Annotated in this window: 20 protein-coding genes and 1 pseudogene; 13 read left to right on the forward strand and 8 right to left on the reverse strand. The window is 70.1% G+C overall.

Annotated elements, in window-relative coordinates; all coding sequences use genetic code 11:
* Positions 1–11 precede the first annotated feature (11 nt).
* Positions 12–908, reverse strand: coding sequence for a helix-turn-helix transcriptional regulator (locus tag OEY_RS0109690; protein WP_010593688.1), 897 nt, complete (start codon positions 906–908; stop codon positions 12–14).
* Positions 909–1,057: 149 nt separating this feature from the next.
* On the opposite strand from OEY_RS0109690, the gene OEY_RS0109695 reads away from it, so the two are divergent.
* The 4 genes from OEY_RS0109695 (at position 1,058) to OEY_RS0109710 (ending at position 5,736) form a co-directional block, all read left to right on the forward strand.
* Positions 1,058–2,701, forward strand: coding sequence for an acyl--CoA ligase family protein (locus OEY_RS0109695; RefSeq protein WP_010593689.1), 1,644 nt, complete (start codon positions 1,058–1,060; stop codon positions 2,699–2,701).
* A gap of 72 nt (positions 2,702–2,773) precedes the next feature.
* Positions 2,774–3,511 carry a TetR family transcriptional regulator gene (locus tag OEY_RS0109700; RefSeq protein WP_010593690.1) on the forward strand — a complete coding sequence of 246 codons (738 nt, stop codon included), beginning with the start codon at positions 2,774–2,776 and terminating at the stop codon, positions 3,509–3,511.
* A 158-nt stretch (positions 3,512–3,669) separates the two neighbouring features.
* On the forward strand, positions 3,670–4,827 hold the full coding sequence (locus tag OEY_RS0109705) for an acyl-CoA dehydrogenase (protein ID WP_010593691.1): 1,158 nt from the start codon (positions 3,670–3,672) through the stop codon (positions 4,825–4,827).
* Between the two features lie 60 nt (positions 4,828–4,887).
* Positions 4,888–5,736 carry a 3-hydroxybutyryl-CoA dehydrogenase gene (locus OEY_RS0109710; RefSeq protein ID WP_010593692.1) on the forward strand — a complete coding sequence of 283 codons (849 nt, stop codon included), beginning with the start codon at positions 4,888–4,890 and terminating at the stop codon, positions 5,734–5,736.
* Positions 5,737–5,869: 133 nt separating this feature from the next.
* On the opposite strand, the gene OEY_RS0109715 is transcribed toward OEY_RS0109710, so the two are convergent.
* The 3 genes and pseudogenes from OEY_RS0109715 to OEY_RS0109725 all read right to left on the reverse strand — a co-directional run bounded on the left by OEY_RS0109715 (position 5,870) and on the right by OEY_RS0109725 (position 8,820).
* Positions 5,870–6,475 carry a GTP pyrophosphokinase gene (locus OEY_RS0109715; RefSeq protein ID WP_010593693.1) on the reverse strand — a complete coding sequence of 202 codons (606 nt, stop codon included), beginning with the start codon at positions 6,473–6,475 and terminating at the stop codon, positions 5,870–5,872.
* A pseudogene (locus OEY_RS28245) lies at positions 6,447–7,782 on the reverse strand (MFS transporter). The gene OEY_RS0109715 and the pseudogene OEY_RS28245 overlap by 29 nt, the downstream one beginning before the upstream one ends.
* 42 nt (positions 7,783–7,824) lie before the next feature.
* Positions 7,825–8,820, reverse strand: a complete 996-nt coding sequence (locus OEY_RS0109725; protein WP_010593695.1) for an aldo/keto reductase — start codon at positions 8,818–8,820, stop codon at positions 7,825–7,827.
* 130 nt (positions 8,821–8,950) lie between these two features.
* Here OEY_RS0109725 and OEY_RS0109730 point away from each other — a divergent pair, with 130 nt between their 5' ends.
* Together OEY_RS0109730 and ilvD are read left to right on the forward strand one after the other, a co-directional pair.
* Positions 8,951–9,523: a TIGR03086 family metal-binding protein gene (locus OEY_RS0109730; protein WP_010593696.1), complete on the forward strand. Its 573-nt coding sequence runs from the start codon at positions 8,951–8,953 to the stop codon at positions 9,521–9,523.
* Positions 9,524–9,648: 125 nt separating this feature from the next.
* Positions 9,649–11,343, forward strand: a complete 1,695-nt coding sequence (gene ilvD / locus OEY_RS0109735) for a dihydroxy-acid dehydratase (protein WP_029539978.1) — start codon at positions 9,649–9,651, stop codon at positions 11,341–11,343.
* A gap of 53 nt (positions 11,344–11,396) precedes the next feature.
* Here the strand turns inward: ilvD and OEY_RS0109740 are convergent, their stop codons facing one another.
* Together OEY_RS0109740 and OEY_RS0109745 are read right to left on the reverse strand one after the other, a co-directional pair.
* Positions 11,397–11,759 (reverse strand): ArsR/SmtB family transcription factor, encoded by a 363-nt coding sequence (locus tag OEY_RS0109740; RefSeq protein WP_026137777.1) that lies wholly within the window; start codon positions 11,757–11,759, stop codon positions 11,397–11,399.
* A gap of 119 nt (positions 11,760–11,878) precedes the next feature.
* Positions 11,879–13,024, reverse strand: a complete 1,146-nt coding sequence (locus OEY_RS0109745) for an MBL fold metallo-hydrolase (RefSeq protein WP_010593699.1) — start codon at positions 13,022–13,024, stop codon at positions 11,879–11,881.
* A gap of 170 nt (positions 13,025–13,194) precedes the next feature.
* On the opposite strand from OEY_RS0109745, the gene OEY_RS0109750 reads away from it, so the two are divergent.
* The 5 genes from OEY_RS0109750 to OEY_RS0109770 are packed head-to-tail and all read left to right on the forward strand — an operon-like array spanning position 13,195 to position 19,547.
* Positions 13,195–13,698, forward strand: a complete 504-nt coding sequence (locus OEY_RS0109750) for a DsrE/DsrF/DrsH-like family protein (RefSeq protein ID WP_010593700.1) — start codon at positions 13,195–13,197, stop codon at positions 13,696–13,698.
* Positions 13,699–13,723: 25 nt separating this feature from the next.
* The gene (locus tag OEY_RS0109755; RefSeq protein WP_010593701.1) at positions 13,724–13,957 is read left to right on the forward strand and encodes a sulfurtransferase TusA family protein; all 234 of its coding nucleotides are present in this window, start codon (positions 13,724–13,726) and stop codon (positions 13,955–13,957) included.
* A 4-nt stretch (positions 13,958–13,961) separates the two neighbouring features.
* Positions 13,962–15,482: a 4Fe-4S dicluster domain-containing protein gene (locus OEY_RS0109760; protein WP_010593702.1), complete on the forward strand. Its 1,521-nt coding sequence runs from the start codon at positions 13,962–13,964 to the stop codon at positions 15,480–15,482.
* Between the two features lie 43 nt (positions 15,483–15,525).
* A complete protein-coding gene (locus tag OEY_RS0109765; RefSeq protein ID WP_010593703.1) occupies positions 15,526–18,414 on the forward strand; it encodes a molybdopterin-dependent oxidoreductase in 2,889 nt (962 codons plus the stop codon).
* Positions 18,411–19,547: an Mrp/NBP35 family ATP-binding protein gene (locus OEY_RS0109770; RefSeq protein WP_010593704.1), complete on the forward strand. Its 1,137-nt coding sequence runs from the start codon at positions 18,411–18,413 to the stop codon at positions 19,545–19,547. Before OEY_RS0109765 ends, OEY_RS0109770 begins: the two co-directional genes overlap by 4 nt.
* Before the next feature lie 22 nt (positions 19,548–19,569).
* Here the strand turns inward: OEY_RS0109770 and OEY_RS0109775 are convergent, their stop codons facing one another.
* A complete protein-coding gene (locus tag OEY_RS0109775) occupies positions 19,570–20,232 on the reverse strand; it encodes a hypothetical protein (RefSeq protein WP_010593705.1) in 663 nt (220 codons plus the stop codon).
* A 44-nt stretch (positions 20,233–20,276) separates the two neighbouring features.
* Positions 20,277–21,065 carry a DUF6319 family protein gene (locus OEY_RS0109780; protein ID WP_010593706.1) on the reverse strand — a complete coding sequence of 263 codons (789 nt, stop codon included), beginning with the start codon at positions 21,063–21,065 and terminating at the stop codon, positions 20,277–20,279.
* 143 nt (positions 21,066–21,208) lie between these two features.
* Here OEY_RS0109780 and OEY_RS0109785 point away from each other — a divergent pair, with 143 nt between their 5' ends.
* The gene (locus tag OEY_RS0109785) at positions 21,209–22,243 is read left to right on the forward strand and encodes an adenylate/guanylate cyclase domain-containing protein (RefSeq protein ID WP_010593707.1); all 1,035 of its coding nucleotides are present in this window, start codon (positions 21,209–21,211) and stop codon (positions 22,241–22,243) included.
* A 159-nt stretch (positions 22,244–22,402) separates the two neighbouring features.
* On the forward strand, positions 22,403–23,344 hold the full coding sequence (locus tag OEY_RS0109790; RefSeq protein ID WP_010593708.1) for an AurF N-oxygenase family protein: 942 nt from the start codon (positions 22,403–22,405) through the stop codon (positions 23,342–23,344).
* Positions 23,345–23,462 lie beyond the last annotated feature (118 nt).

The raw sequence follows: 23,462 nt of genomic DNA on the forward strand, positions 1-23,462 counted from the left end.
ACAAAGCTTCGCTAGGGCAGCAGGCCCTGCCGGCGGGCCTCGACGACGGCCTCGTGCCGGCTGCCCACCTCGAGCTTGCCCATCAGGTTGCGCATGTAGCTCTTGACGGTCTCCACGCTCAGCGCCAGCCGCTCGGCGATCTCGGCGTTGCGGCACCCGAGCGCCACGTACGCCAGCACGTCCCGCTCCCGCGCCGACAGCCGCACCGCCGGTGCCGCGTTCCCACCGGTCAGCGTCCGCAGCTTCTCCTCGACCTCCCGCAGGCGCGCTTCGATCGCCGGGTCGGACGTCTGTGCCGCGATCTCCCGCAGGGCCAGGTAGCTCTCGGTGATGCCCTCCGACACCGCCGCGGACACGACCGGCGGGGCCGCGGCGCGGGCGTTGTCGAGGAGGGCGACCCGCCGGTCCACCTCGTCACGGATCTCGATTTCGCGGGCGAGGGTGCGGGCCGACCGCAGCACCTGCTCGACGACGACGTCGCCGATGGGCAGGTTGGTGCGCAGGCCGCCGTACAGGGCGGCGCGGGTGCGGCGGCGCACCACCACCGGCACGGCGAGCAGCGACTCGATGCCCTCACCCGCGACCTCACGGTCGTACTCGTGGGAGATCTGGCGGGAGTTGAAGTAGTCCGACACCGCGCCGGGCCGCTGCTCGGCGACCACCTTGCCGCCGAGCCCGCACTCGGAGCTGATCACCAGGTCGCGGAGGATGCCGCTGCGCGTGCCGACGAACCCGGACAGGAGCATGTCCCCGCCGTGCACGGTGCCGCCGAACAGCACGGGCATCCCCGTGGAGGTCTGCAGCCGGCGCAGCTCGGCGCGCAGCGCGTCCTCGTCGCTCGGCCGCAGCTGCGCGTGCCGGCCCGGCCGCGTCGGCGCAGCAGTCGACGTCCCGAGCTTCTCCGACACAGAACTCACCGGAACCACCTCCGAGACCACGAATACCCACTTCGGAGGGTAGCGGGGGATCTCCCGTGACCCATAACCTCCACCCGTTCCGGTGTTGCAGCGATCACAATGGCGTACACCGACCGAGTGCCGAAGTTCCGGAGGTATCCGTGTCCACCCCGTCGTCCACCCTCACGTCCAGCTCCGCCGCCCGAACGGCGAACCACACCCCGCTCAGCCCGCTGCGGTTCCTCGAACGATCGTCGTCCGTGTTCCCGGATCGCACCGCGATCATCCACGGCGACCGCCGCTACACGTACGCGCAGTTCGCCGACGAGGCACAGCGCTTCGCACGGGTTCTGCGCAGCCGCATCCAGCCCGGCGACCGGGTGGCGTTCCTGGCGCCGAACGTGCCGGAACTTCTCATCGCGCACTTCGCGGTGCCGCTCGCCGGTGGCGTGCTCATCGCGCTGAACTCCCGGCTGGCCGGACCCGAGCTCGAGTACATCCTCGGTCACGCCGAAGCGTCGCTGCTGTTCGTCGACTCGGAGTTCGTCGGCTCGGTCGCGGGCGTCGCGGACAGCGTGCCGTCGCTGACCGAGGTCGTGGAGGTGCCGGATTCGACGGTTCCGTACCCGGACGTTCCGGCCGGGATCGTCACCGCCCGGTACGACGAGTTCCTCGCCGCCGCCGACGGCCTCGACGACACCCCGCTGCACTGGGGCGTCGACGACGAGGAACAGGTCATCACCCTGAACTACACGTCGGGCACCACCGGCAAGCCGAAGGGCGTGATGTACACGCATCGCGGCGCGTATCTCAATTCCTTCGGCGAGACGTTCCACAACGCGTTCGACGGGAAGACGCAGTACCTGTGGACCCTGCCGATGTTCCACTGCAACGGGTGGTGCACGCCGTGGGCGGTGACGGCGGCGGGCGGTACACACATCTGCCTGCGCGCCGTGCGGGCCGACGCCATCTGGGACGCAATCGACAACCTCGGGGTCACCAACCTGTGCGGCGCTCCGGCGGTGTGCTCGACCATCGCCGAAGCCCCGCAGGCCCACCGGTTGGACCGGCCGCTGCGGATCACCACGGCGGGCGCGCCGCCGTCGCCGACGGTGATCGCACAGCTCGAGAAGATCGGTGTGACCGTGGTGCACGTGTACGGCCTGACCGAGGTCTACGGGCCGTACACGATCTGCGAGTACCAGGACTCGTGGGACGACAAGCCCGCCGAGGAACGCGCGGCGCTGCTGTCGCGTCAGGGCGTGGGCATGCTGCAGGCGGAGAACGCGCGGGTCGTCGACGCGAACATGAACGACGTGCCCGCCGACGGGCAGACGATGGGCGAGATCGTGCTGCGCGGCAACAACGTCATGGCGGGCTACTTCAAGGATCCGGAAGCCACGGCGAAGGCGTTCGAGGGCGGCTGGTTCCACACCGGCGACCTGGGCGTGATGTACCCGGACGGCTACATCCAGCTCAAGGACCGCGCGAAGGACATCATCATCTCCGGGGGCGAGAACATCTCCACCGTGGAGGTCGAGCAGGCCATCGTGAGCCACCCGGCCGTGCTGGACGTCGCGGTGGTGGGCGTGCCCGACGAGAAGTGGGGCGAGCGGCCCAAGGCGTTCGTGATCCTGAAGAAGGACGAGACCGTCACGGCCGAGGAACTCATCTCCTACACCCGCACGTTGCTCGCCGGGTACAAGGTGCCGCGGGAGATCGTGTTCCCGCTGGATCTGCCGCGCACGCCGACCGGCAAGATCCTCAAGTTCGAGCTGCGGGCCGCGCACTCGCCGCAGGCCTGAGGCCGGCCGCGGCGCAAGGATCGGCGGCGCGGCCGTTTCGACTTCGATGCGGCGGATTGGATACTGACAACCATGGCACTCGGTCCCGACTCCACCCGCCGCATCGACGCGACCGGCCCCGATCCCGCCCAGTTCCGGGTGCACGTGGTGACGCAGGCGATCCGCCTGTTCTCCGAGTACGGCTACGAGTCGACCACCGTCGAGCAGATCGCGTCGGCCGCGGGGGTCTCGCGCCGGACCTTCTTCCGGCAGTTCCGCTCGAAGGAGGACGTGATCTTCGCCGATCACGAGTCGCTGCTCGAGCAGGTCGCGCGGTACCTGTCGGGGCATTTCGCGGATCCGTGGGCGGCCACCGCCGAGGCCGCGGAGCTGGTGTTCGGGCACTTCCGGGACAAGCGGGAGCTTGCGGTGTGGCGGTACCGGGTGGTGCAGCGGGTGCCCGCGCTGCGTGAGCGGGAGCTGGTCACGACGTACCGCTACGAGCGGCTGTTCACCGACTACCTGCGTTCCGCCGTGCCGTCGGAGTCGGGGGTGCGGATCGTCAGCTTCGCGGCCGCGATGACCGCGACGCACAACTTCCTGCTGCGCGCGATGATCCGCGGCGACGAGTCCGCGACGGCGGAGGAACTGCGCCGCGCGCTGCTCGAGGTGCGACGGTCGTTCGGTGTCGCACCGGGACAGGGCGGGGCCCCCGATGCCGCGCACGCCACCGGCGAGCGGGCGATCACGGTCGTGACCTATCCGCCGGGTACCCCGCCTGCGGAGGTCGCCCGTCGGGTGCAGGCGCAGCTCGAGGGGACACCGGACTGACGTCGCGGGGGACAACCGACCAGCACAGCCATTGACTTGGCACTGAGTGCCGTGCTTCACTTGATGCAATTTCATGACGTCGCGCGCCCTACGTCCGCTAGGGTGAAGGCGACACCAACTCAGATACTGGCACTGCGTGCCGATAGGAGTCCGCCGTCATGGCCTTCAACCCGGAGTTCGGTCTGTTCAAGCTGAACGAGGAGCACGACGAGCTTCGCGCCGCGATCCGCGCGCTGGCCGAGAAGGAGATCGCGCCCTTCGCCAAGGACGTCGACGAGAACTCCCGCTTCCCGCAGGAGGCGCTCGACGCCCTCAACAAGTCCGGCCTGAACGCGATCCACGTCCCCACGGAGTACGGCGGCGACGGCGCCGACTCCGTCGCCACCTGCATCGTCATCGAGGAGGTCGCGCGCGTCTGCGGTTCGTCCTCGCTGATCCCGGCCGTGAACAAGCTCGGCACCATGGGCCTGATCCTGTCCGGCTCCGAGGAGCTCAAGCAGAAGGTCCTGCCCGACCTGGTCAAGGGCGAGATGGCGTCGTACGCGCTGTCCGAGCGGGAGGCCGGCTCCGACGCCGCGGGCATGCGTACCCGTGCCAAGGCCGACGGCGACGACTGGATCCTCAACGGCTCGAAGTGCTGGATCACCAACGGCGGCAAGTCCAGCTGGTACACCGTCATGGCCGTGACCGACCCCGACAAGGGCGCCAACGGCATCTCCGCCTTCATGGTCCACAAGGACGACGAGGGCTTCGTGGTCGGTCCCAAGGAGAAGAAGCTCGGCATCAAGGGCTCCCCGACCGCCGAGCTGTACTTCGAGAACTGCCGCATCCCCGGCGACCGCATCATCGGCGAGCCCGGCACCGGCTTCAAGACCGCCCTCGCCACGCTGGACCACACCCGGCCCACCATCGGTGCGCAGGCCGTGGGCCTGGCCCAGGGCGCGCTCGACGCCGCGATCGCCTACACCAAGGACCGCAAGCAGTTCGGCAAGCCGATCTCCGACTTCCAGGGCGTGCAGTTCATGCTCGCCGACATGGCCATGAAGGTCGAGGCCGCACGCCTGATGGTGTACACCTCGGCGGCACGCGCCGAGCGCGGCGAGCCGAACCTCGGCTTCATCTCCTCCGCCGCCAAGTGCTTCGCGTCCGACGTCGCGATGGAGGTCACCACCGACGCCGTGCAGTTGTTCGGCGGCGCCGGATACACCACCGACTTCCCGGTCGAGCGCATGATGCGCGACGCCAAGATCACCCAGATCTACGAGGGCACCAACCAGATCCAGCGGGTCGTCATGTCCCGCGCGCTGCTGCGCTGACCCCGCGGCAGTAAGTTCACCCTGGTCCAACCTTCGTAACGAGGAGAATCCCCCGTGGCAGTGGAATTGATCGGCGTGGTCGGTGGCGGCACGATGGGTGCCGGCATCGCCGAGGTGTGCGCCAAGGCCGGCAGCGACGTCATCGTGCTCGAGACCAGCGAGGAATTCGCCGAGGCGGCACGCAAGCGTGTCGCCGGCTCGATCGGCAAGGGCGTCGCCCGCGGCAAGATCACGCAGGAGGAGGCCGACGCCGCCGTCGCGCGGGTCCGCGTCACCACCGACGTCACCGATCTCGCCGACCGTGATCTCGTCATCGAGGCGGCGCCCGAGATCGAGTCGCTCAAGGTCGACATCTTCACCAAGCTCGACGCGGTCGTGAAGCCGTCCGGCATCCTGGCGACCAACACCTCGTCGCTGCCGGTGATCAAGATGGCCCAGGCGACGTCGCGTCCGGGTCAGGTCGTGGGTGTGCACTTCTTCAACCCGGTGCCGGTGATGCCGCTGGTGGAGATCATCTCGGCGCTGACCACCGAGGAGGAGACGGCGAACGCCGTCTTCGACTACGTCAAGAACACCCTCGGCAAGACGACGGTCCGCGCCGGCGACCGCGCGGGCTTCATCGTCAACGCGCTGCTGATCCCGTACCTGACCTCCGCCGTGCGGATGCTCGAGTCGGGCTATGCGACGAAGGAAGACATCGACGCCGCGATGAAGGGCGGCTGCGGCTACCCGATGGGTCCGCTCACCCTCATCGACACCGTCGGCCTCGACGTCACGCTCAACGCCGCCCAGTCGCTGTACGACGAGTTCGCCGAGCCGCACTACGCGCCGCCGGCGCTGCTGCGCCGCATGGTCGACGCCGGCCGTCTCGGCCGCAAGACCGGCCAGGGCTTCTACAGCTACAACTGAGCCCCACACCGCGGACCCCCGTCGAGTTCTCGGCGGGGGTCCGTGCCGTCGTCGTCCCCGCGCGGGGTGGTGCTGTATGCGCCCGTAAATGCCCGCGCGACAAGGTTTTGCGCGCGCAAGTGCACGGCCGGGCCTAGGCCGGCGGCGCCTCCTGCTGCGACCCGGCGATGCGGTCCTCCATGCGCCGGTGCAGGGCGCCGATCCGCGAGTCGAGGTCGCGGGCACGCTCGGCTGCCGCGCCCAGCTCGTCGAGCATCTCCGGCGGCAGGTGATCGGCGAATCCGGTGCGCAGCCGGGTCGCCACGAACTCCCACGATTCCATGATCCCGGTGCGGATCTGCACTTCGACGCGCACCGCGCGCACGCCGTCCGACCGTGCCACCGGAACCTCCACGACGAGGCACAGACCCCGGTATCCGTCGGGACCCGCGCGTCTGATGTAGTCCCGCGCCTCCACCACCCGCACGTCCCGCCGGACGGCGAGCAGATCCCGCAGCCGGTACACGTCGGCGTTCACTCCGCACGTGATGCGGATTCCGGCGAGCCCGGCCGACGGCGCGGCAGCGGCTGTCCACGACTCGACGTGTTCGACGGGGTCGTAGCCGTGACGATCGACGAACTCGTCCCGCACGATTCCGACCTTGGTCCGCAAGTCCTCCAGGGCGAACCCGCCGGACCTGCCGACACCGGCCGGATCCCGTCGGGGGCTGTCAGTCCGCTCGGGTCCGATCCCCGCCATCGCCAGCCTCCTCGACGCGCGTCGGCGACTCCACCGGCGGCCCCGCGCGACGACCGTCGCGCAGCACCTGCCGCAACGTCCGCGGCGATACGCCCGCCTCGCGGCGAGCCTTGCCGCGGGTGACGAGCACCCCGACGATCGCCACGATCCACACGGGATACTGCGCCAGCCAGGCGACCCGGAACGCCTCGAAGGTGTAACCACCGAGACGCTGCAGGATCACCCCCATCGCCTGGATCACCAGCAGGGACGCCAGGAATCCGCCGATGTTGACCATGCCCTGGGCGGTGCCGAGCGCGGTGCTCGGGTTGAATGTCCGCGCATAGTCGAATCCGATCATAGACCCGGGCCCGCCGACCGAGATGATCACGATCAGCAGGACGAGCAGCCACATCGGGGCCGGCGCCGGCAACAGCAGCACGATCGTCCACATCACCGCGTTGCTCACCATGATCGACAGCACCAGCCACGAGCGGTGCAGCGGGAAGCGGCCGCTGAGGATCCCGAGCACCGGGCCGGCCGCGATCGCCGACACCACGGAGAGGGTGAGCAGCGAACCGGCGGCGGCCGCGGACAGTCCCTGCGCCGACTGGAGATACGGCATGCCCCACAACAACGCGAACGTGGTGATGGAGAACTGGGTCCCCATGTGGGTGAAGAACCCGAGCCGCGTCCCCGGCCGGCGCCACACCACCCCGAGCTGCCCGAGCCCCTGCCGCATCCCCGCAGCCTGGGTCCGCACGACCACGCCGGGCGGTGCATCGCGCACCACGGCCACGGCGAGCACGCACGAGCACCCCCAGAGCGGCAGCGCTCGCGAAGGCCGCGCTCCACCCCGAACCGTTCAGGATCAGCACGAAGGGCAGCGCCGAGAGCACCTGTCCCAGCTGCCCGAGGATGCCCGTGAGCTGGGAGACCAGCGGCACCCGTCGCACGTCGAACCACACCGGCACCAGTCGGAGCACCGAGATGAACGTGAGCGCGTCGCCCGCGCCGACGAAGACTCGGGCCGCATAGGCGGCGGGCAGGGATTCGGTGAACGCCAGCACCAGCTGCGCCGACGCCATGATCGCCGCACCCGAGGCGATCATCACCCGGGAACCGAACCGGTCGAGCAACACCCCGGCCGGGATCTGCATGCTCGCGTACACCACGATCTGCAGGACCACGAATCCGGACAGCACGGCCGGAGTGATGTCGAAACGTTCGGTGGCGGCGAGACCGGACACGCCGAACGACGTGCGATGCATGACGGCCACGACATAGGCGAAGACACCCACGCCCCACACCCACCACACCCGTTTCATGATGAAACGACCCTACGCGGCGAGGCGTCTACCCGCCGGTAGTCACTCCCGGCCCCACGACACCCAGGTCGGGTCCGCGGCCCGCCCGCCCACGACGGTGTCGGCGAGGGCGTCGAGCCGGACGAGCTGCTCGTCGGTGAGCCGCACGTCGAGCGCCCCGGCGTTCTCGGTGACACGCACGGCGTAGCGGCTGCCCGGGATCGCGACCGACGACAACCCGAACTGCCGCGCCCTGGCGTCGAGCCACGCCAGCGCCACCTGGGCGACGGTCGCCTCCGCCTCGTCCGCGACCGCGCGCACCGCGGCGCGCACCTGCAGATTGGCAGGCAGCGCGTCGGCGTCGAACCGGGGGAAACGCCGGCGCAGATCCCGGTCGCCGATCTGTCCGGCGTCGAAGTCGTCGGTGAGCAGACCCCGGCTGACCGGGGAGTACGGCACGAATCCGATGCCCAGCTCGGCGGCCGTCGGCACGACGTTCTTCTCGACGTCCCGGGAGACGATGCTCCATTCGGACTGGATCGCGGCGATCGGGTGCACGGCGTGCGCGCGCCGCAACTCGTCGCCGGTGGCCTCGGACAGGCCGATGTGCCGGATCTTGCCCGCCTGCACCAGCTCGGCGAGGGCGCCGACGGTGTCCTCGATCGGGACGGTCGGGTCCACGCGGTGCAGGTAGTACAGGTCGACGCTGTCCACCCCGAGCCGGCTCAGGGACTGGTCGATCGCCCGCTTCGCGTATTCGGGGCGGCCGTCGATACCGCGGTTGCCGGTACCCAGCGCGCCGACCAGGCCGAATTTGGTGGCCACCTGCACCTCGTCGCCGCGATCCCTCAGCAGCTTCCCGACGACCCGCTCGCTGGTGCCGTCGCCGTAGACGTCGGCGGTGTCGACGAACGTGATGCCGAGATCGACCGCGTGATGCAGCGTGGCGAGGGCCTCGTCGAGGTCGACCGGGCCGTAGGCGGGCGAGACGGACATCGCGCCGTATCCCTGGGCACTGACGGTCAGGCCGGGCGCGAGGGCGACGGTGGGGACGGGCATGAATTCTCCAGTGCATGTCGGACGAGCGGGAGGCGCGCCGGGCGCGCCTGCTCGATCCTTCCGAACATCGGCATCCGGCGCACGTCCGGGAAACCCGGTGCCGTCGCCACCACCCGCCTACGCTGAATCCATGTCGTACGACTGGCTCGAATTGCAGCGCATCGCCCGGCAGGGTTTCGAGAACCGGCTCTCGGCGGTCACCGACTGGTCCGCCCCCACCCCCGACACCGAATGGGACGTCGCCACGCTGGTCCGGCATGTGGTGGACGAGCAACGGTGGGTGCCGCCCCTCCTCGCCGGAAAGACGATCGCCGAGGCGGAGGCCGACCTCGTCCCCCTCGGCGACGACCTGTCGGCCGAGTGGGACCGGCACGCGGTCGACGCGTCCGTCGCGTGGGCGTCCACCGATCCGGACAGACAGGTACACCTGTCGTACGGGATGGTCCCCGCGCGGGACTATCTGCGACAGCAGGTGGGCGACATCGCGATCCACACCTGGGATCTGGCGCGGGCCGTCGGCGCCGACGAGACCCTCGACCCCGACCTGGTGACGGCCGTCTGGGAGGACCTGCAGCCACAGCGCGAGATGCTGGGTGCGAGCGGGCTGTTCGCGCCGCCGGTGCCGATGCCCGACGACGCGCCCCTGCAGGACCGGTTGCTGGCGCTGACCGGGCGCGACCCCCGGCCGGGAGGAACGCGATGAGCAGGGCGACCGAGCCGGAGGCGAGCAGTGTGACCGAGCCGGAGGCGAGCAGTGTGACCGAGCCGGAGGCGAGCAGTGTGACCGAGCCGGAGGCGAGCAGTGTGACCGAGCCGGAGGCGAGCAGTGTGACCGAGCCGGACATCAAGCCCCGCAGCCGCGACGTCACCGACGGCCTCGAGAAGACCGCCGCACGCGGCATGCTCCGTGCGGTCGGCATGGGCGACGACGACTGGGACAAGCCGCAGATCGGGGTGGCCTCGTCGTGGAACGAGATCACCCCGTGCAACCTGTCGCTGGACCGGCTGGCGCAGGCGGTCAAGGACGGCGTGCACGCCGCCGGCGGCTACCCGCTCGAGTTCGGCACGATCTCCGTCTCCGACGGCATCTCGATGGGCCACGAGGGGATGCACTTCTCGCTGGTCTCACGCGAGGTGATCGCCGACAGCGTGGAGACCGTCATGCAGGCGGAGCGGCTCGACGGGTCGGTGCTGCTCGCCGGGTGCGACAAGTCCCTGCCCGGGATGCTGATGGCCGCCGCGCGTCTCGACCTGGCGGCCGTGTTCCTGTATGCGGGGTCGATCCTGCCGGGCGTCGCGAAGCTGTCCGACGGATCCGAACGCGACGTGACGATCATCGACGCCTTCGAGGCGGTCGGCGCGTGTGCCCGGGGGCTGATGAGCCGGGAGGACGTCGACGCGATCGAGCGGGCCATCTGCCCCGGCGAGGGCGCGTGCGGCGGCATGTACACGGCGAACACGATGGCCAGCGCGGCCGAGGCGCTCGGTATGTCGCTGCCGGGCAGCGCGGCGCCGCCGGCGACGGACCGCCGCCGCGACGGATATGCCCGCCGCAGCGGCCAGGCCGTGGTGAACCTGCTGCGCCGCGGCATCACCGCTTCCGACATCCTCACGAAGGAGGCGTTCGAAAATGCGATCGCCGTGGTGATGGCGTTCGGTGGGTCGACCAACGCGGTGCTGCATCTGCTGGCGATCGCGCACGAGACGCGGGTCGAGCTGACGCTGGACGATTTCTCCCGCATCGGTGCGCGCGTCCCGCACCTGGCCGACGTCAAGCCGTTCGGCCGGCACGTGATGCAGGACGTCGACCGCATCGGCGGCGTGCCGGTGATCATGAAGGCGCTGCTCGATGCGGGTCTGCTGCACGGTGACTGCCTCACCGTCACGGGGCGGACCGTCGCCGAGAACTTGGCCGAGATCGCCCCGCCCGATCCGGACGGCAAGGTGCTGCGCGCCCTGGGTGAGCCCATCCATCCCACGGGTGGCATCACGATCCTGAAGGGCAGTCTCGCCCCGGGCGGGGCGGTGGTGAAGTCCGCCGGTTTCGACGAGTCGGTGTTCGAGGGCACCGCCCGGGTCTTCGAGCGCGAGCGGGCGGCGATGGATGCCCTCGAGGACGGCACGATCACGGCGGGCGACGTGGTGGTGATCCGGTACGAGGGCCCGAAGGGTGGGCCGGGAATGCGGGAGATGCTCGCCATCACCGGCGCGATCAAGGGCGCCGGGCTCGGCAAGGACGTGCTGCTGCTCACCGACGGCCGGTTCTCCGGGGGCACGACGGGCCTGTGCGTCGGGCACGTGGCGCCGGAAGCCGTGGACGGCGGCCCGATCGCGTTCGTCCGCGACGGCGACCCGATCCGGCTCGACGTCGCGAACGGCACCCTGGACGTGCTGGTCGACGAGGACGAACTCGCGTCCCGCCGGCAGGGGGGGGAGCCGCTGCCTCCCCGCTACACGCGCGGGGTGCTGGCCAAGTACACGAAGCTGGTCGGTTCGGCGTCGGGCGGGGCGGTCTGCGGCTGACCCGATTCGCGGATCCGTCGGGACGGTGGAGAATCGGCCTGCGCGACGGCGCCCTACCGATCGAGGCCGAGGTCGACTTTCCGGCCGTCGAGCGCGCCCCGCAGGTTCGCCTGGTCGGCCAGGTCTTCGGCCAGGAATTCCCGGAGCAGGTCCACCGCCTGCACGATCTTCCGGCTGCGCAGCGAGTAGAAGACGTTGTTGCCGGAACGTCGCGCGTTCACGATCCCGCGCTCGCGGAGAACGGACAGGTGCTGGCTGGCGTTGGACTGGCTGAAGCCCAGCGCCTCGCACAGGTCACCGACGCTGAGTTCACCGTCCCGGAGTTCGTTGATGATGAGCAGTCGCTTGGGGTCGGCGATGGCCTTGCAGACTCGGGCGTGGAGTTCCTGCAACTGTGCCGCGATGTCTTGTTCCATCACTCCTCCGAGCGTCGGGTGCCGAGTATAGATGTGCCGGTCGGGCGGCAGCGGCGTCCCGGATCGCGGCCGGGGCGCGAGCGCGGCGAGCGTGATGGTGTCGTCGGCGGCCGTGCCGCTCAGTGGGCGGCCTTCAGGGAGGTCGAGGCCGCGCATTGGTTGCGGCCGACGTCGAGGACGTCGATCTCGTCGTCGGCGGGAGCGAGTTGTCCGGCGTTCACGCGGCGGATCGTCTCGTAGGTGTCCGGGGCGGCGGGCAGCGAGTTCACGATCTGCTCGACGAAGCGTTCGAGGGCGTGCTCGTTCAGCAGTGTGGCGGTGAAGATCTCTTCGAGCGTGGTGACGACCAGTCCGTCGGCGTTGATCTCCTCGTTGCTCGACCAGTGGGCCGGGGCGATCGTCGTTCGCGGGTCGAGGGGCCGCAGCCTGTCGTGCACGCTGCGGAACAGATCCCGCGCCAGCTCCTCGGCCCGGCCGGTCAGGTCGGGCCGGCCGAGGCCCCGGACGAAGACGGTGTCGCCGACGAGCAGGACCGATTCGCTGACCAGCAATGCCGTCGTGCCGGGAGTGTGGCCCGGCAGGTGCATGGTCATGGCCCGGACGGCGGCGGATCCCAGGTCGAGTTCGTCGCCCTCCTTCAGCGGCCGGTTGGGGAACGGGACGATGCCGCCGGCGTCCTCCGGCGGCAGGTGATACTCCGCATCGAGCCGGGCCGCCAGCGCCGGGCCACCACTGACGTGGTCCGCGTGCACGTGGGTGTCCACGACGTGCACGATCGAAACATCTTGCTTTCGAGCGAGTTCCAGGTATGCCTCGGTCGACCTGGCGGGGTCGACGACGATGCCGCGGCCGCCGGGCACGCCGACGAGGTACGACAGGCAGGCCTTCGCCGGGCGCTGGAACTGCCAGATGCGCACGTCGCCGGGCAGTCCGGTGATCTCGACGGGAACGAGGAGCCGGTTCCACGCGTCGGTACCGCCCTCGAGGGAACGGGTGCGCAGGCCCAGCGTCTCGAATTCCTCGGCGACCAGTTCGGAGCCGTTGCCCTGCCCGCAGACGACGACGGCACCCGACCGCGTGGCGGCGGCCTGTTCCTCGAGCTCTTCCATCACCCGATAGACCGGGACGTGGCGAGTGGGAACGGGCCGGGGTCCTTCGATCCTGCCGGCCCGGAAATCCTCGGTGCTGCGGATGTCGAGGATCTCGGGAACGGTGCCCGCCCGGAGCTCGAGAAACAGCTCCGAGGCGGTGACGGTATCGGCCACGTGTCCTCCCAGGGACGAAACGGGCGGGTGGTCCGCACACCGGGAGGGCGACTTTCCGAACCATCTTGCGGTATGCGCATACACGAATGTAGTGTCCTGGATCACATATCGCAACACTCCGCGCGAAGGCCGGACAAGGCCTCCCCGGCAACCACGAAAGGGGCCGGCGCATGTCGGACAACCCGCAGCGTGACGTCGACGACGAGAGCATGACGATCGTGGCCTGGAGCGGCGATCTGGACAGGATGTGGCCGGCGCTGATCCTGGGCTCCACCGGTGCCGCCTACGGAATGTCCACCACGATCTTCTTCACCTTCTGGGGACTGTTCCCCCTGGTGCGCGACGACGTCCGGATCACCGGGACCGACGCGATGACCAAGGCGCTGGCCGGCATGAACCGGCCCGGGATGCAGCACATGAAACTGTCCAAGCTCCACCTGGGTGGCGCCGGCCCGTGGATGATGAAAAAGCTTGCCCGCCAGAAGAATGTGGCCCATCCCGCCGAGCTGGTCGAGATGTGCACCGAGATGGGGGTGAACCTGTGGCCGTGCGAGATGAGCATGGACCTGCTCGGTGTGCGCCACGACCAGCTCATCGAGGGCGTCGGCGAGCCCGTCGGTGCAGCCACCGCCCTCTCCGCCATGAGCAGGTCCCAGATCAGCCTGTTCATCTGATCCGTTCCCGACACAGGAGCCGACCGTGGACTACCAGATCGACGTCGTCGTCGACGCCAAGGGGCAGAAGTGCCCGATGCCGGTGCTGCTCGCCTCGCGCGCGATCAAGAAGCTCGAGTCGGGGCAGATCCTGCTCGTCGAGGCCACCGACGGCGGATCGAGACGCGACATCCCCTCGTGGGCGAACGACACGGGAAACGAACTGCTGGACAACAACAGCGAAGACGGCATCCACCGCTACCTCATCCGGAAGAAGTGATTCGGTGCGCTACGGCTTCGCGATCGACCAGCGCACGTGCATCGGCTGCCACGCCTGCACGGTCGCCTGCAAGACTGAGCACGAGGTGCCGCTCGGCCAGTTCCGTACGTGGGTGAAGTACGTCGACTCCGGCGAGTTTCCGAACACCACAAGATCTTTCGGTGTCATGCGGTGCAACCACTGTACCGATGCGCCGTGCGTGAAGATCTGCCCCACCGGAGCCCTGTTCAAGCGCGACGACGGGATCGTCGACTTCGACAACGAGCGCTGCATCGGGTGCAAGAGCTGCATGCAGGCGTGCCCCTACGACGCGATCTACATCGATCAGGACACCCACACCGCGGCGAAGTGCAACATGTGCGCGCATCGTATCGACAACGAGATGGAGCCTGCCTGCGTCGTGGTGTGCCCCACCCACTCGATCTGGGTCGGTGACCTCGACGATCCGACGAGCGGCATCGCCACCCTGGTCAGCACGCAGCAGACCACCGTGCGTTCCCCGGAGCAGAACACCGGGCCGAACGTCTTCTATCTCGGTGCCGACCGGGCGGTCCTCGATCCGTTGGCCGCGCCGGTCGCCGACACCTACATCTGGGCGGAGCCGGACGCGCACCGCCGCGAGACCGCCGCCGACCTGCCCAGGGATCGCACGACCAAGGCGCGCACCACGCTGAACACGGCCCATCCGCGGCCGTGGGGATGGCGCGTGACGACCTACCTGTGGACCAAGGCCGTCGGAGCCGGCGCCCTCGCCGTCGCAGGGCTGGCCCACCTCCTCGGCATCGACCTGGGGTGGCTGGGCGACTACGCGGCCCCCGTGGTGGCCATGGCGGGCGCGGCGCTCACCGGAGTGCTGTTGATCTGGGACCTGAAGCGGCCCGAGCGTTTTCTCTACATCTTCCTCAAATCCAACTGGTCCTCGTGGCTCGTGTGGGGCGCGTACGCGCTGGCCGTCTTCGGCGGTGTCGCCGCCCTGTGGGTCCTCGCCAGCCTGCTCGAATCAAGCTGGACGACAACGGTACTCGCCTGGGCCGCCCTCGCCTCCGGCGCGCTCGTCGCCGGCTACACCGGGTTCCTCTTCGGGCAGGCCGAGGGGCGCGACCTGTGGCAGTCACCGCTGTTGTTCTGGCACCTGCTGGTCCAGGCCGCCATGGTCGGGACCGGGGCACTGCTCGTCCTCGCGCCGTTCGCGGGTCTCACCGACGGTGCGGTCGCCTTCCTCGTCCGCGTCTTCGTGATCTCGACCGTGCTGCATCTGCTGATGCTGGGCATCGAGTACTCCGGCAGGCATGCGAGCCGGCAGGCGACCGTCGCCGCGCACATCGTCACCCGAGGCCGCTACGCCCGGCTGTTCCGGCTGGGGGCGATCGCCCCGGCAGTGGTGGCGGCCGCGCTGGCCGCCCCGTCGTGGAACGGCTCCGCCGGTGCCGTCCTCCTGATTGCCGCCGGTCTGCTGACGCAGGTCGCGCTGCTGGCCTACGAGACGGTGTTCGTCCGGGCGGGTCAGGATCCGCCGCTGTCGTGAGGGGCCCACCGGGCACCCGCCCATCCATCCGAAGGGAACTGCCATGACTGCCGAGACGGAGCGCATCGCGGCCGAGCCGGAACACATCGCGGCCGAGCCGGTGCTGCCCGGTCAGCGCACGCACGAGCGGCTGCGGAACTTTCCTCCGGTCGAGAACTGGGACCATCACGTCGAATACGACGCCAAGGCCCACCCGCGTAAGGTTCCGCACGAGTACATGCTGGTGCCCACCACCTGCTTCAACTGCGAATCGGCATGCGGTCTGCTCGCGTACGTCGACAAGTCCGATCTGTCCATCAAGCGGCTCGAAGGGAACCCGGCCCATCCGGGCTCACGCGGGCGCAACTGCGCCAAAGGTCCCGCGACGATCAACCAGATCAACGACCCCGAGCGCATCCTGCACCCGCTCAAGCGCGTCGGTGCCCGCGGCAGTGGGCAGTGGGAGCGCATCGGCTGGGACGAGGCCCTCGACGACATCGCCGCCCGGATCCGGGCCGCCATCGTGGAGGACCGCCGGGACGAGGTCGTCTACCACGTGGGCCGGCCCGGCGAGGACGGCTTCGCCGAGCGGTTCCTGCTGGCGTGGGGCGTGGACGGGCACAACAGCCACACCAACATCTGCTCCGCCGGCGCCCGGCTGGGCTACTCCCTGTGGGGCGGCTACGACCGGCCCTCCCCGGACTACGCGAACGCCAGGGTCATCCTGCTGATCTCGAGCCACCTCGAGACCGGGCACTACTTCAACCCGCACGCGCAGCGGATCATGGAGGGCAAGATCCAGGGCGGCGCCAAGGTCGTCGTCCTGGATCCGCGGTTGTCGAACACCGCGTCGCACGCCGACCTGTGGATCGCCCCGTGGCCCGGCAGCGAGGCCGCGATCCTGCTGTCCGTCGCATCGCATCTGCTGCGCACCGACCGCATCGACCGGGCCTTCCTGCGTCGCTGGGTGAACTGGTCCACCTACATGAAGCACCGCCACCCCGAACTGCCCGCCGACGACTTCGACGCGTTCGTCGGCGCACTGACCGAGGACTACTCCGGGTACACCTTCGCCTACGCCGCACAGGAAGCGCAGGTTCCCGAGGCGCAGATCGCCGAGCTCGCCCGGATCGTCGCCACCGCCGGTTCGGCCCTGTCGGCGCACGTCTGGCGGGCGGCGACCGCCGGCAACCTCGGCGGGGGGCAGGTCTCGCGGGCCCTGTTCTTCCTCAACGTGCTCACCGGCAGCGTCGGCACCAAGGGGGGCACCAGCCCCAACGGCTGGGACAAGATCATCGCGCACGGCCCGAACGTGCCGCAGGGACACGAGTCCTGGAACGAGCTGCTCTGGCCCGCCGAGTTCCCCCTGTCGACCAACGAGATGTCGATCCTGCTGCCGCATCTGCTCCGGGACGGCCGCGGCACGCTGTCGATGTACTTCTCGCGCGTCTACAACCCGGTGTGGACCAACCCCGACGGCTTCAGCTGGCTGGAGGCTCTGACCGACGAATCGCTCGTGGGCTGCCACGTCGCGCTGACCCCCACGTGGTCCGAGACGGCCACCTTCGCCGACTACGTCCTGCCCATGGGCCACAGCACCGAGCGGCACGACACCCAGTCCTACGAGCAGTACGCCGGCAAGTGGCTCGGGTTCCGTCAGCCCGTCACCCGGGTGGCGCTCGAGCGCATGGGCCGGAGCGTGTCCGACTCCCGCGAGTCCAATCCGGGAGAGGTGTGGGAGGAGAACGAGTTCTGGTTCGAGCTGTCCTGGCGCATCGACCCCGACGGCAGCCTCGGGATCCGCAAGTTCTTCGAATCCCCCTACCGGCCCGGGGAGAAGGTCACCGTCGACGAGTACTACCGGTGGGTGTTCGAGAACAGCGTGCCGGGTCTGCCGAAGGCCGCAGCCGACCGAGGGCTCACCCCGCTGGAGTACATGCGCAGATACGGCGTCTTCGAGGTCGCCAAGGACACCTACCGACTCGACGAGCGGCCGCTGACGGCCGCCGAGACCGAGGGGGCGGACCCGGACGAGCACGGGGTCCTGCGCAAAGCCGTGACCCTGGACTCGACCCCACCTCTCGTCGGCGAGGCGGGTGCGGTCGGCGTCGTCCACGAGGACGGCAGCAGGACCGCGGGGTGGCTCACCCCGTCGCGCAAACTCGAGCTGTTCAGCGAGACCATGGTCGATTTCGGGTGGGAGGAGTACGCCACCCCGGGCTACATCGAGTCCCACGTCGGGCACCGCTCGATCGACCCGGCGAACAACGAGATCGTGCTCGTACCGACCTTCCGGTTGCCGACCCTGGTCCACACTCGCTCCGGGAACGCGAAGTACCTCAACGAGATCAGCAACACGCATCCACTGTGGACGAATCCCGCGGACGCCGCGCGCTTCGGCGTCGGCACGGGCGATCTGGTCCGGATCAACACCGAGATCGGGTACTTCGTGGCCCGGGTGTGGGCCACCGAGGCGATCCGCCCCGGCGTCCTCGCGCTCTCGCACCACATGGGCCGCTGGCGCACGTCCGAGAACGCCGGCTCCCGGTGGGCCATGGGCCTCGTCGATCTCGACAACGACGGAAACGGGGTGTGGCGGCTGCGCTACAAGCAGGGGGTACAGCCGTTCCGCAGCGACGATCCCGACAGCGAGCGGATCTACTGGGACGATCCCGGCGTGCATCAGAACCTCGCCTTCGCCGTGCACCCCGACCCCCTGTCGGGCATGCACTGCTGGCACCAGAAGGTGCGCGTGGAGAAGGCCCGCACCGACGACCGGTACGGCGACGTGGTGGTGGACACCCGGCGGTCCCGGGAGGTCTACCGCACCTGGATGGAGTGCACCCGGCCCGGGCCCAGCCGGTCCGGGCTGCGCCGCCCGGAGTTCCTGATGCGGCCGGTCAAACCCCGTCGGCGTGCCTTCCGCGCGCCCGGGGCGGAGGAGCGAGCATGAGTCTGCTGTCGCGGAGGACGTCCGGCCCGGCAGTCTCCGCGGCGGCGGTGCGGGCCGCGGTGGCCCGGGTCGAGGATCCCGAGTTGCATCTGCCGCTCGAGCAGGCCGGCATGCTCGGCGAGGTGCAGATCGATCGCTCCGGACTCGTCCGGGTGACCGTCCGGCTCACCACCGCCTCGTGTCCGATGCGGGCCACCCTCTCCGCCGACGTCGCCGCGGCCGCCGGGGCAGTCGCCGGCGTGACCGGCGTCGAGGTCGACTTCGCGACGATGAACGAAACCGAGCGGAGGCAACTCGCCGCCCGCTTGCGCGGCGCGAAACCCACGGACGCTCCCCCCTTCGGTCCGGATTCGCCGACCCGGGTGTACGCCGTGGCCTCCGGCAAGGGTGGTGTCGGCAAGTCGACGCTCACGGCCAACCTCGCGGTGGCGCTGGCCCAGCAGGGCAAGCGGGTCGGCGTTCTCGACGCCGACGTCTGGGGTTACTCCGTTCCGCATCTGTTCGGAGTGCGCCGCGCACCGGTCGCCTTGCACGGAACGATGCTGCCGGTCGAAGCCTTCGGCGTCGCTCTCATGTCGGTCGGGTTCTTCGTCCGCGACGACGAGCCGGTGGTCTGGCGCGGCCCCATGCTGCACAAGGCGATCGAACAGTTCCTGCGCGACGTGTACTGGGGTGAGCTCGACGTCCTGCTCGTCGACCTGCCCCCGGGCACCGGAGACGTCACCCTCTCGCTGCTCGAACTCGGGCCGGATGCGGCGCTCCTCGCCGTCACCACGCCGCAACCGGCGGCCCAGACCGTCGCCCAGCGGGTGGGCCGCATGGCGCGTGACCTGCGGATGCCGGTTGCCGGCGTCGTGGAGAACATGTCGGCCCTGGTGTGCTCGTCCTGCCAGGCGAGCACACCGCTGTTCGGTACCGGAGGCGGCGAGCGCCTGGCCCGGGCCATCGCGGCACCGCTCCTCGGGCAGGTGCCTCTCGACATCGAGCTACGCGCGGCGGGAGACAGTGGCGTCCCGGCCGTGGTGGCGACGCCGCACGCCCATTCCGTCTCGCAGATCCGGCAGATCGCCGCGGCCCTGCCGGCCCCGAGACGGAGCCTCGTCGGCCGGCCGCTACCGCTGTCGGTCCCGTAGCCGACGAGCCCGCGCCGGTACGTCAGATGGGGCGGTACCCCGCACCGACGCCGCCGCGGGCGTCGACGTCGCCGAGGATCGTGACGAAGTTGGTGCCCACCTCCGGGCCGATGCACGGGGTGAGCAGGTACGCGTTGACCATGGCGACGAGGGTCGTGCCGACGACCAGCGGGGCACCGGAGTCGCCCTCGACGACGCACACCTGCGTCCAGGTCTCTTGGGAGTTGAACACGTCGCCCCAGACGACACCGCAGGTGTTGCCGGTGGTGCGGCCCTCCTTGCACGCCACGTTGGGGAACCCCACGGGGGTGCCGACGCCGGTGATGGTGACGTTGCCGACCCGATTCACCGGTGCGACTCGGCCGCGGTCGAACTCGATGACCGAGTAGTCGAGCACCTCGTTGGTCCCGACGATCCGGCCGAGGACGCCGGCGCCGAGGTCCATCTCGGACTTCACGGTCGTCCCGGGTCCGCCGCAGTGTCCGGCGGTGAAGCCGACGAGCCGGCCGGCCCGGTCGTTGCCGATCGTGGCGAGCGTGCAGTCGAACAGATCCTCGGAACCGTTGCCGAGCGTGATGCCCGACCCGCCCCCGAGCGGAACCGGCGGCGCCGCGACCGCGACGCCCGTCCCACCTGCCAGCAGTGCAACACCTGCGACGATCGCCATCGCAACGCGCTTGAACATGAGCCCTCCCGCCCGGCCGGTTCCGGCCGCATCAGCGGGTCAGCCTACCCGGTCGAACCCGACCCCAGGCTCTCCAACGCCTTTCTGGCCTCCTCGAGTTCACGGCTGAGCTGCGCGACGCGTTCCTCCGCCGCCTGACGCGCCGCGTCGATCACCGACCGGACCGCTTCGAGGGCCGCCTCGTCGCCGAGTTCGAGCACGGCGCGCTCGACGGCGTCGGGGCTGACGGGATTGGCCTTGCTCAGACGTCTGGTGCCCTGCGCGACACCGACCGTCCACTCCTGCTCGGGATCGATCGTGATGGTGACGGTCACTCCGGGCTGCTTCTTGGCCCGGCGCGGCGCGGCCTTGGGCTTCGGGGTCGCGCCGGTCTGCGGTTCGGGTGCGGTGGGCGGCACGGCGGTGGTCTCCTTCGTGGCGGGCGGGGACGCCGGGGACGAGCTCGTCGGGGCGGGACCGCGGGCGGCCCCCGATGCCGCCGGCTGCGGCGCGGGGGTGCGCGGGGCGGTGGGGCGCGCGGCGGTGGGGCGCGGGGCGGTGGGGCGCGGGGTGGATCGATCCGCGGCCTTGCGGGCCGGCTCCTTCGTCAGGCGCAACTCCTCGGCCTCGAAGGGCAGTTCGTCGTCGACGCCCTTGGGCCGGACGGTGACGGTGCGGCCCGCCACCGACACAGCCCGGGCCGACGCGCCCGGCGCGATGCCCAGGCTCGGGATGCCCTCGATGAGATAGACGGTGGCACGGCGACCGTCCGCGACGGCGGAGGTCAGCTCGGCGAGCTGCTCGTCGGTGAGGTGATCCGGGCCGGTGGCGCCGGCTCGTCTGCGGGGCGGCATGCGCGTCCTTTCGTGCTGGGGGTGCAGGAGGCGCGATCACTGTCGCACACAGGTGCGACACTCTCGCGAATTCGTTGCGCACCCGAACTGTGGTGGGCGATGCTGGGTCGGCCGGTCACCTTCGGCGGCCGGGAAGGAGCGACGTGAGCGCGTCGGAGCAACCGGAGCTCGGGACCGAGCTCCTGCAGGCCGTGCAGGCCGAACTCGAACGGACCCTGCTCGGCGGCGAACGCCGCTACACCCAGGAGGAGAGCGCCGCCCTGGCCGGCGTGGACTTCGAACGCGCCCAACGGCTCTGGCAGGCGCTGGGATTCACCGTGGACCCGGACCCGGACGCGCGGACGTTCACGGACGGTGACGTCGCGGCTCTGCGCAACATCGACGCGATCGTGAGCAGCGGCGCCCTGCACCCCGACCTGGAGCTCGCGGCCGCGCGGTCGCTGGGGCAGTCCATGTCGCGACTGGCCGAGTGGGAGGTGACGTTGATGAACACCCACATCCTGGACCGGCTCGAGACCGAGTACACCGGAGCCACCCCGTCCGAGGAGGAGATCCGGTCGTTCGTCGACGGCCTGCTGCAACGGGTGCTGCCGCTCACCGAGAACCTGCAGCTGTACGTGTGGCGCCGGCACCTGGTGGCCACGACCGGGCGCAACGTGGTGCGGGCCGGGGGCGAGTCCGCCGGCCGGGTCCTGGTGGTCGGCTTCGCCGACATGGTGGGGTACACCCGCCTGACCCGTCGGATCGACGCCGACGAGCTCAACGATCTGCTCGAGGACTTCGAGTCGACCGCGACGGGCATCGTGACCCAGGGCGGCGGCTGGGTGATCAAGACCGTGGGCGACGAGGTGATGTTCGCCGCCGAGGATCCGGCGGACGCGGCGCGGATCGCGCTCGCGCTGCAGGAGTCGTCGACTTCGCGACCCGACGCCCCGGATCTGCGGGTGGGCATGGCGCAGGGGCCGGTCCTGGCCCGGTTCGGGGACATGTTCGGCTCGGCGGTCAACATCGCCGCGCGACTGACCGGCGCCGCACGACCGGGGACGGTGCTGGTCGATTCGACCCTCGCCGACGTGCTCGAAGGCGACAACCGTTTCCGGCTGCGTCCCCTGCGGGCGCTGCGGGTGAAGGACTTCCATCGGCTGCGCCCCTCGGTGCTGCGGCCGGCCCAGGGCTGAGCAGCGCCCCGATTCACGGCGGTGTGTCGTCGACGCACTGCTGGGGCGGACGCGCACGGGCCCTCACGGCCCCGATCCGCACGCACCCGTTGTGCACCGACGGCTGTCGAGGTAACCTCGGGTTAACAGTTACCAGTCGTCACACTAAAAGGTGGAGACATGACCGCATCGCTCACCCGCCCGTCGGAAGCCGAGAGCAAGGGCTTCGTCCCCGGCGTCCCGCTGTCCGAGCGCGAGGCGACCGCGCAGCGCCTGCTCGCCTCGTCGGCCCGCAAGTCCTACGACCCGACGGTGGAGGTCGACTGGGACGCCCCCGTCCCCACCGACAAGTACGGCATGACCCCCGAGTGGAGCACGCTGTACGGCACGGCACTGTGGGACGAGATGACCGAGGAACAGCGCATCGAACTGACCAAGCACGAGGCCGCGAGCGTCTCGAGCGTGGGCCTGTGGTTCGAGATCCTGCTCATGCAGATGCTGCTGCGCGACGTCTACAACCGTGACAAGCACTCCCGCCACGTGCAGTTCGCCCTCACCGAGGTCGCCGACGAGTGCCGCCACTCCGTCATGTTCGGCCGGGCCGGGGAACGCCTCGGCATGCCGGACTACGGCCCGGCCCGCTACATCCACCGCCTCGGCCGGGTGTGGGGCGGGTTCTTCCGGGGTGCCAACGCCTACGCGAGCGTCATGGCCGCGGAGGAGATCCTGGACATGATGCAGCGCGACTTCATGCGCGACGAACGCGTCCAGCCGGTCACCCGCACGGTCAGCAAGATCCACGTCCTCGAGGAGGCCCGGCACATCCGGTTCGCCCGCGAGGAGGTCGCGCGCCGGCTGGCCGGGGCGAGCCGCGCCCGCCTGCAGTTCGAGCGGATCAACACCGCGGTGACCGTGTACTTCGTGGTCAAGAGCATGATCCATCCCGACGTGTACAGCAACGCGGGACTCGACCGAGACCGCGCACTCGCCGAGGCCGCGAACAACACCCACTACCACGACCGCGTGCGCAAGTCCGGCGCCAAGCTCATGACGTTCCTCGACAGCGTCGGCCTGATCGGTGGGCCGTCGAAGATTCTCTACAAGAAGGTCCACCTGCTCTGAGCCGTCACCGGCGGGGTCGCGCGAGGTCGTGGGGTCTCGCGCGACCCGTCCGGTCGGGGTCGCCGGCACGCACCCTCATCCGGTCGGCCGCTCGAGATCGGCTCCCCCCCCCCCGGCG

This window comes from Rhodococcus sp. P14, from assembly GCF_000256505.1.
Classification (GTDB): domain Bacteria; phylum Actinomycetota; class Actinomycetes; order Mycobacteriales; family Mycobacteriaceae; genus Rhodococcus; species Rhodococcus ruber.

Coding starts and splice junctions, on each gene's coding strand:
- OEY_RS0109700 (WP_010593690.1), top strand. CDS start 2,774: ATGGCACTCGGTCCCGACTCCACCCGCCGCATCGACGCGACCGGCCCC.
- OEY_RS0109705 (WP_010593691.1), top strand. CDS start 3,670: ATGGCCTTCAACCCGGAGTTCGGTCTGTTCAAGCTGAACGAGGAGCAC.
- OEY_RS0109715 (WP_010593693.1), bottom strand. CDS start 6,475: ATGGCGGGGATCGGACCCGAGCGGACTGACAGCCCCCGACGGGATCCG.
- OEY_RS0109725 (WP_010593695.1), bottom strand. CDS start 8,820: ATGCCCGTCCCCACCGTCGCCCTCGCGCCCGGCCTGACCGTCAGTGCC.
- OEY_RS0109730 (WP_010593696.1), top strand. CDS start 8,951: ATGTCGTACGACTGGCTCGAATTGCAGCGCATCGCCCGGCAGGGTTTC.
- OEY_RS0109740 (WP_026137777.1), bottom strand. CDS start 11,759: ATGGAACAAGACATCGCGGCACAGTTGCAGGAACTCCACGCCCGAGTC.
- OEY_RS0109750 (WP_010593700.1), top strand. CDS start 13,195: ATGTCGGACAACCCGCAGCGTGACGTCGACGACGAGAGCATGACGATC.
- OEY_RS0109765 (WP_010593703.1), top strand. CDS start 15,526: ATGACTGCCGAGACGGAGCGCATCGCGGCCGAGCCGGAACACATCGCG.
- OEY_RS0109770 (WP_010593704.1), top strand. CDS start 18,411: ATGAGTCTGCTGTCGCGGAGGACGTCCGGCCCGGCAGTCTCCGCGGCG.
- OEY_RS0109775 (WP_010593705.1), bottom strand. CDS start 20,232: ATGTTCAAGCGCGTTGCGATGGCGATCGTCGCAGGTGTTGCACTGCTG.
- OEY_RS0109780 (WP_010593706.1), bottom strand. CDS start 21,065: ATGCCGCCCCGCAGACGAGCCGGCGCCACCGGCCCGGATCACCTCACC.
- OEY_RS0109790 (WP_010593708.1), top strand. CDS start 22,403: ATGACCGCATCGCTCACCCGCCCGTCGGAAGCCGAGAGCAAGGGCTTC.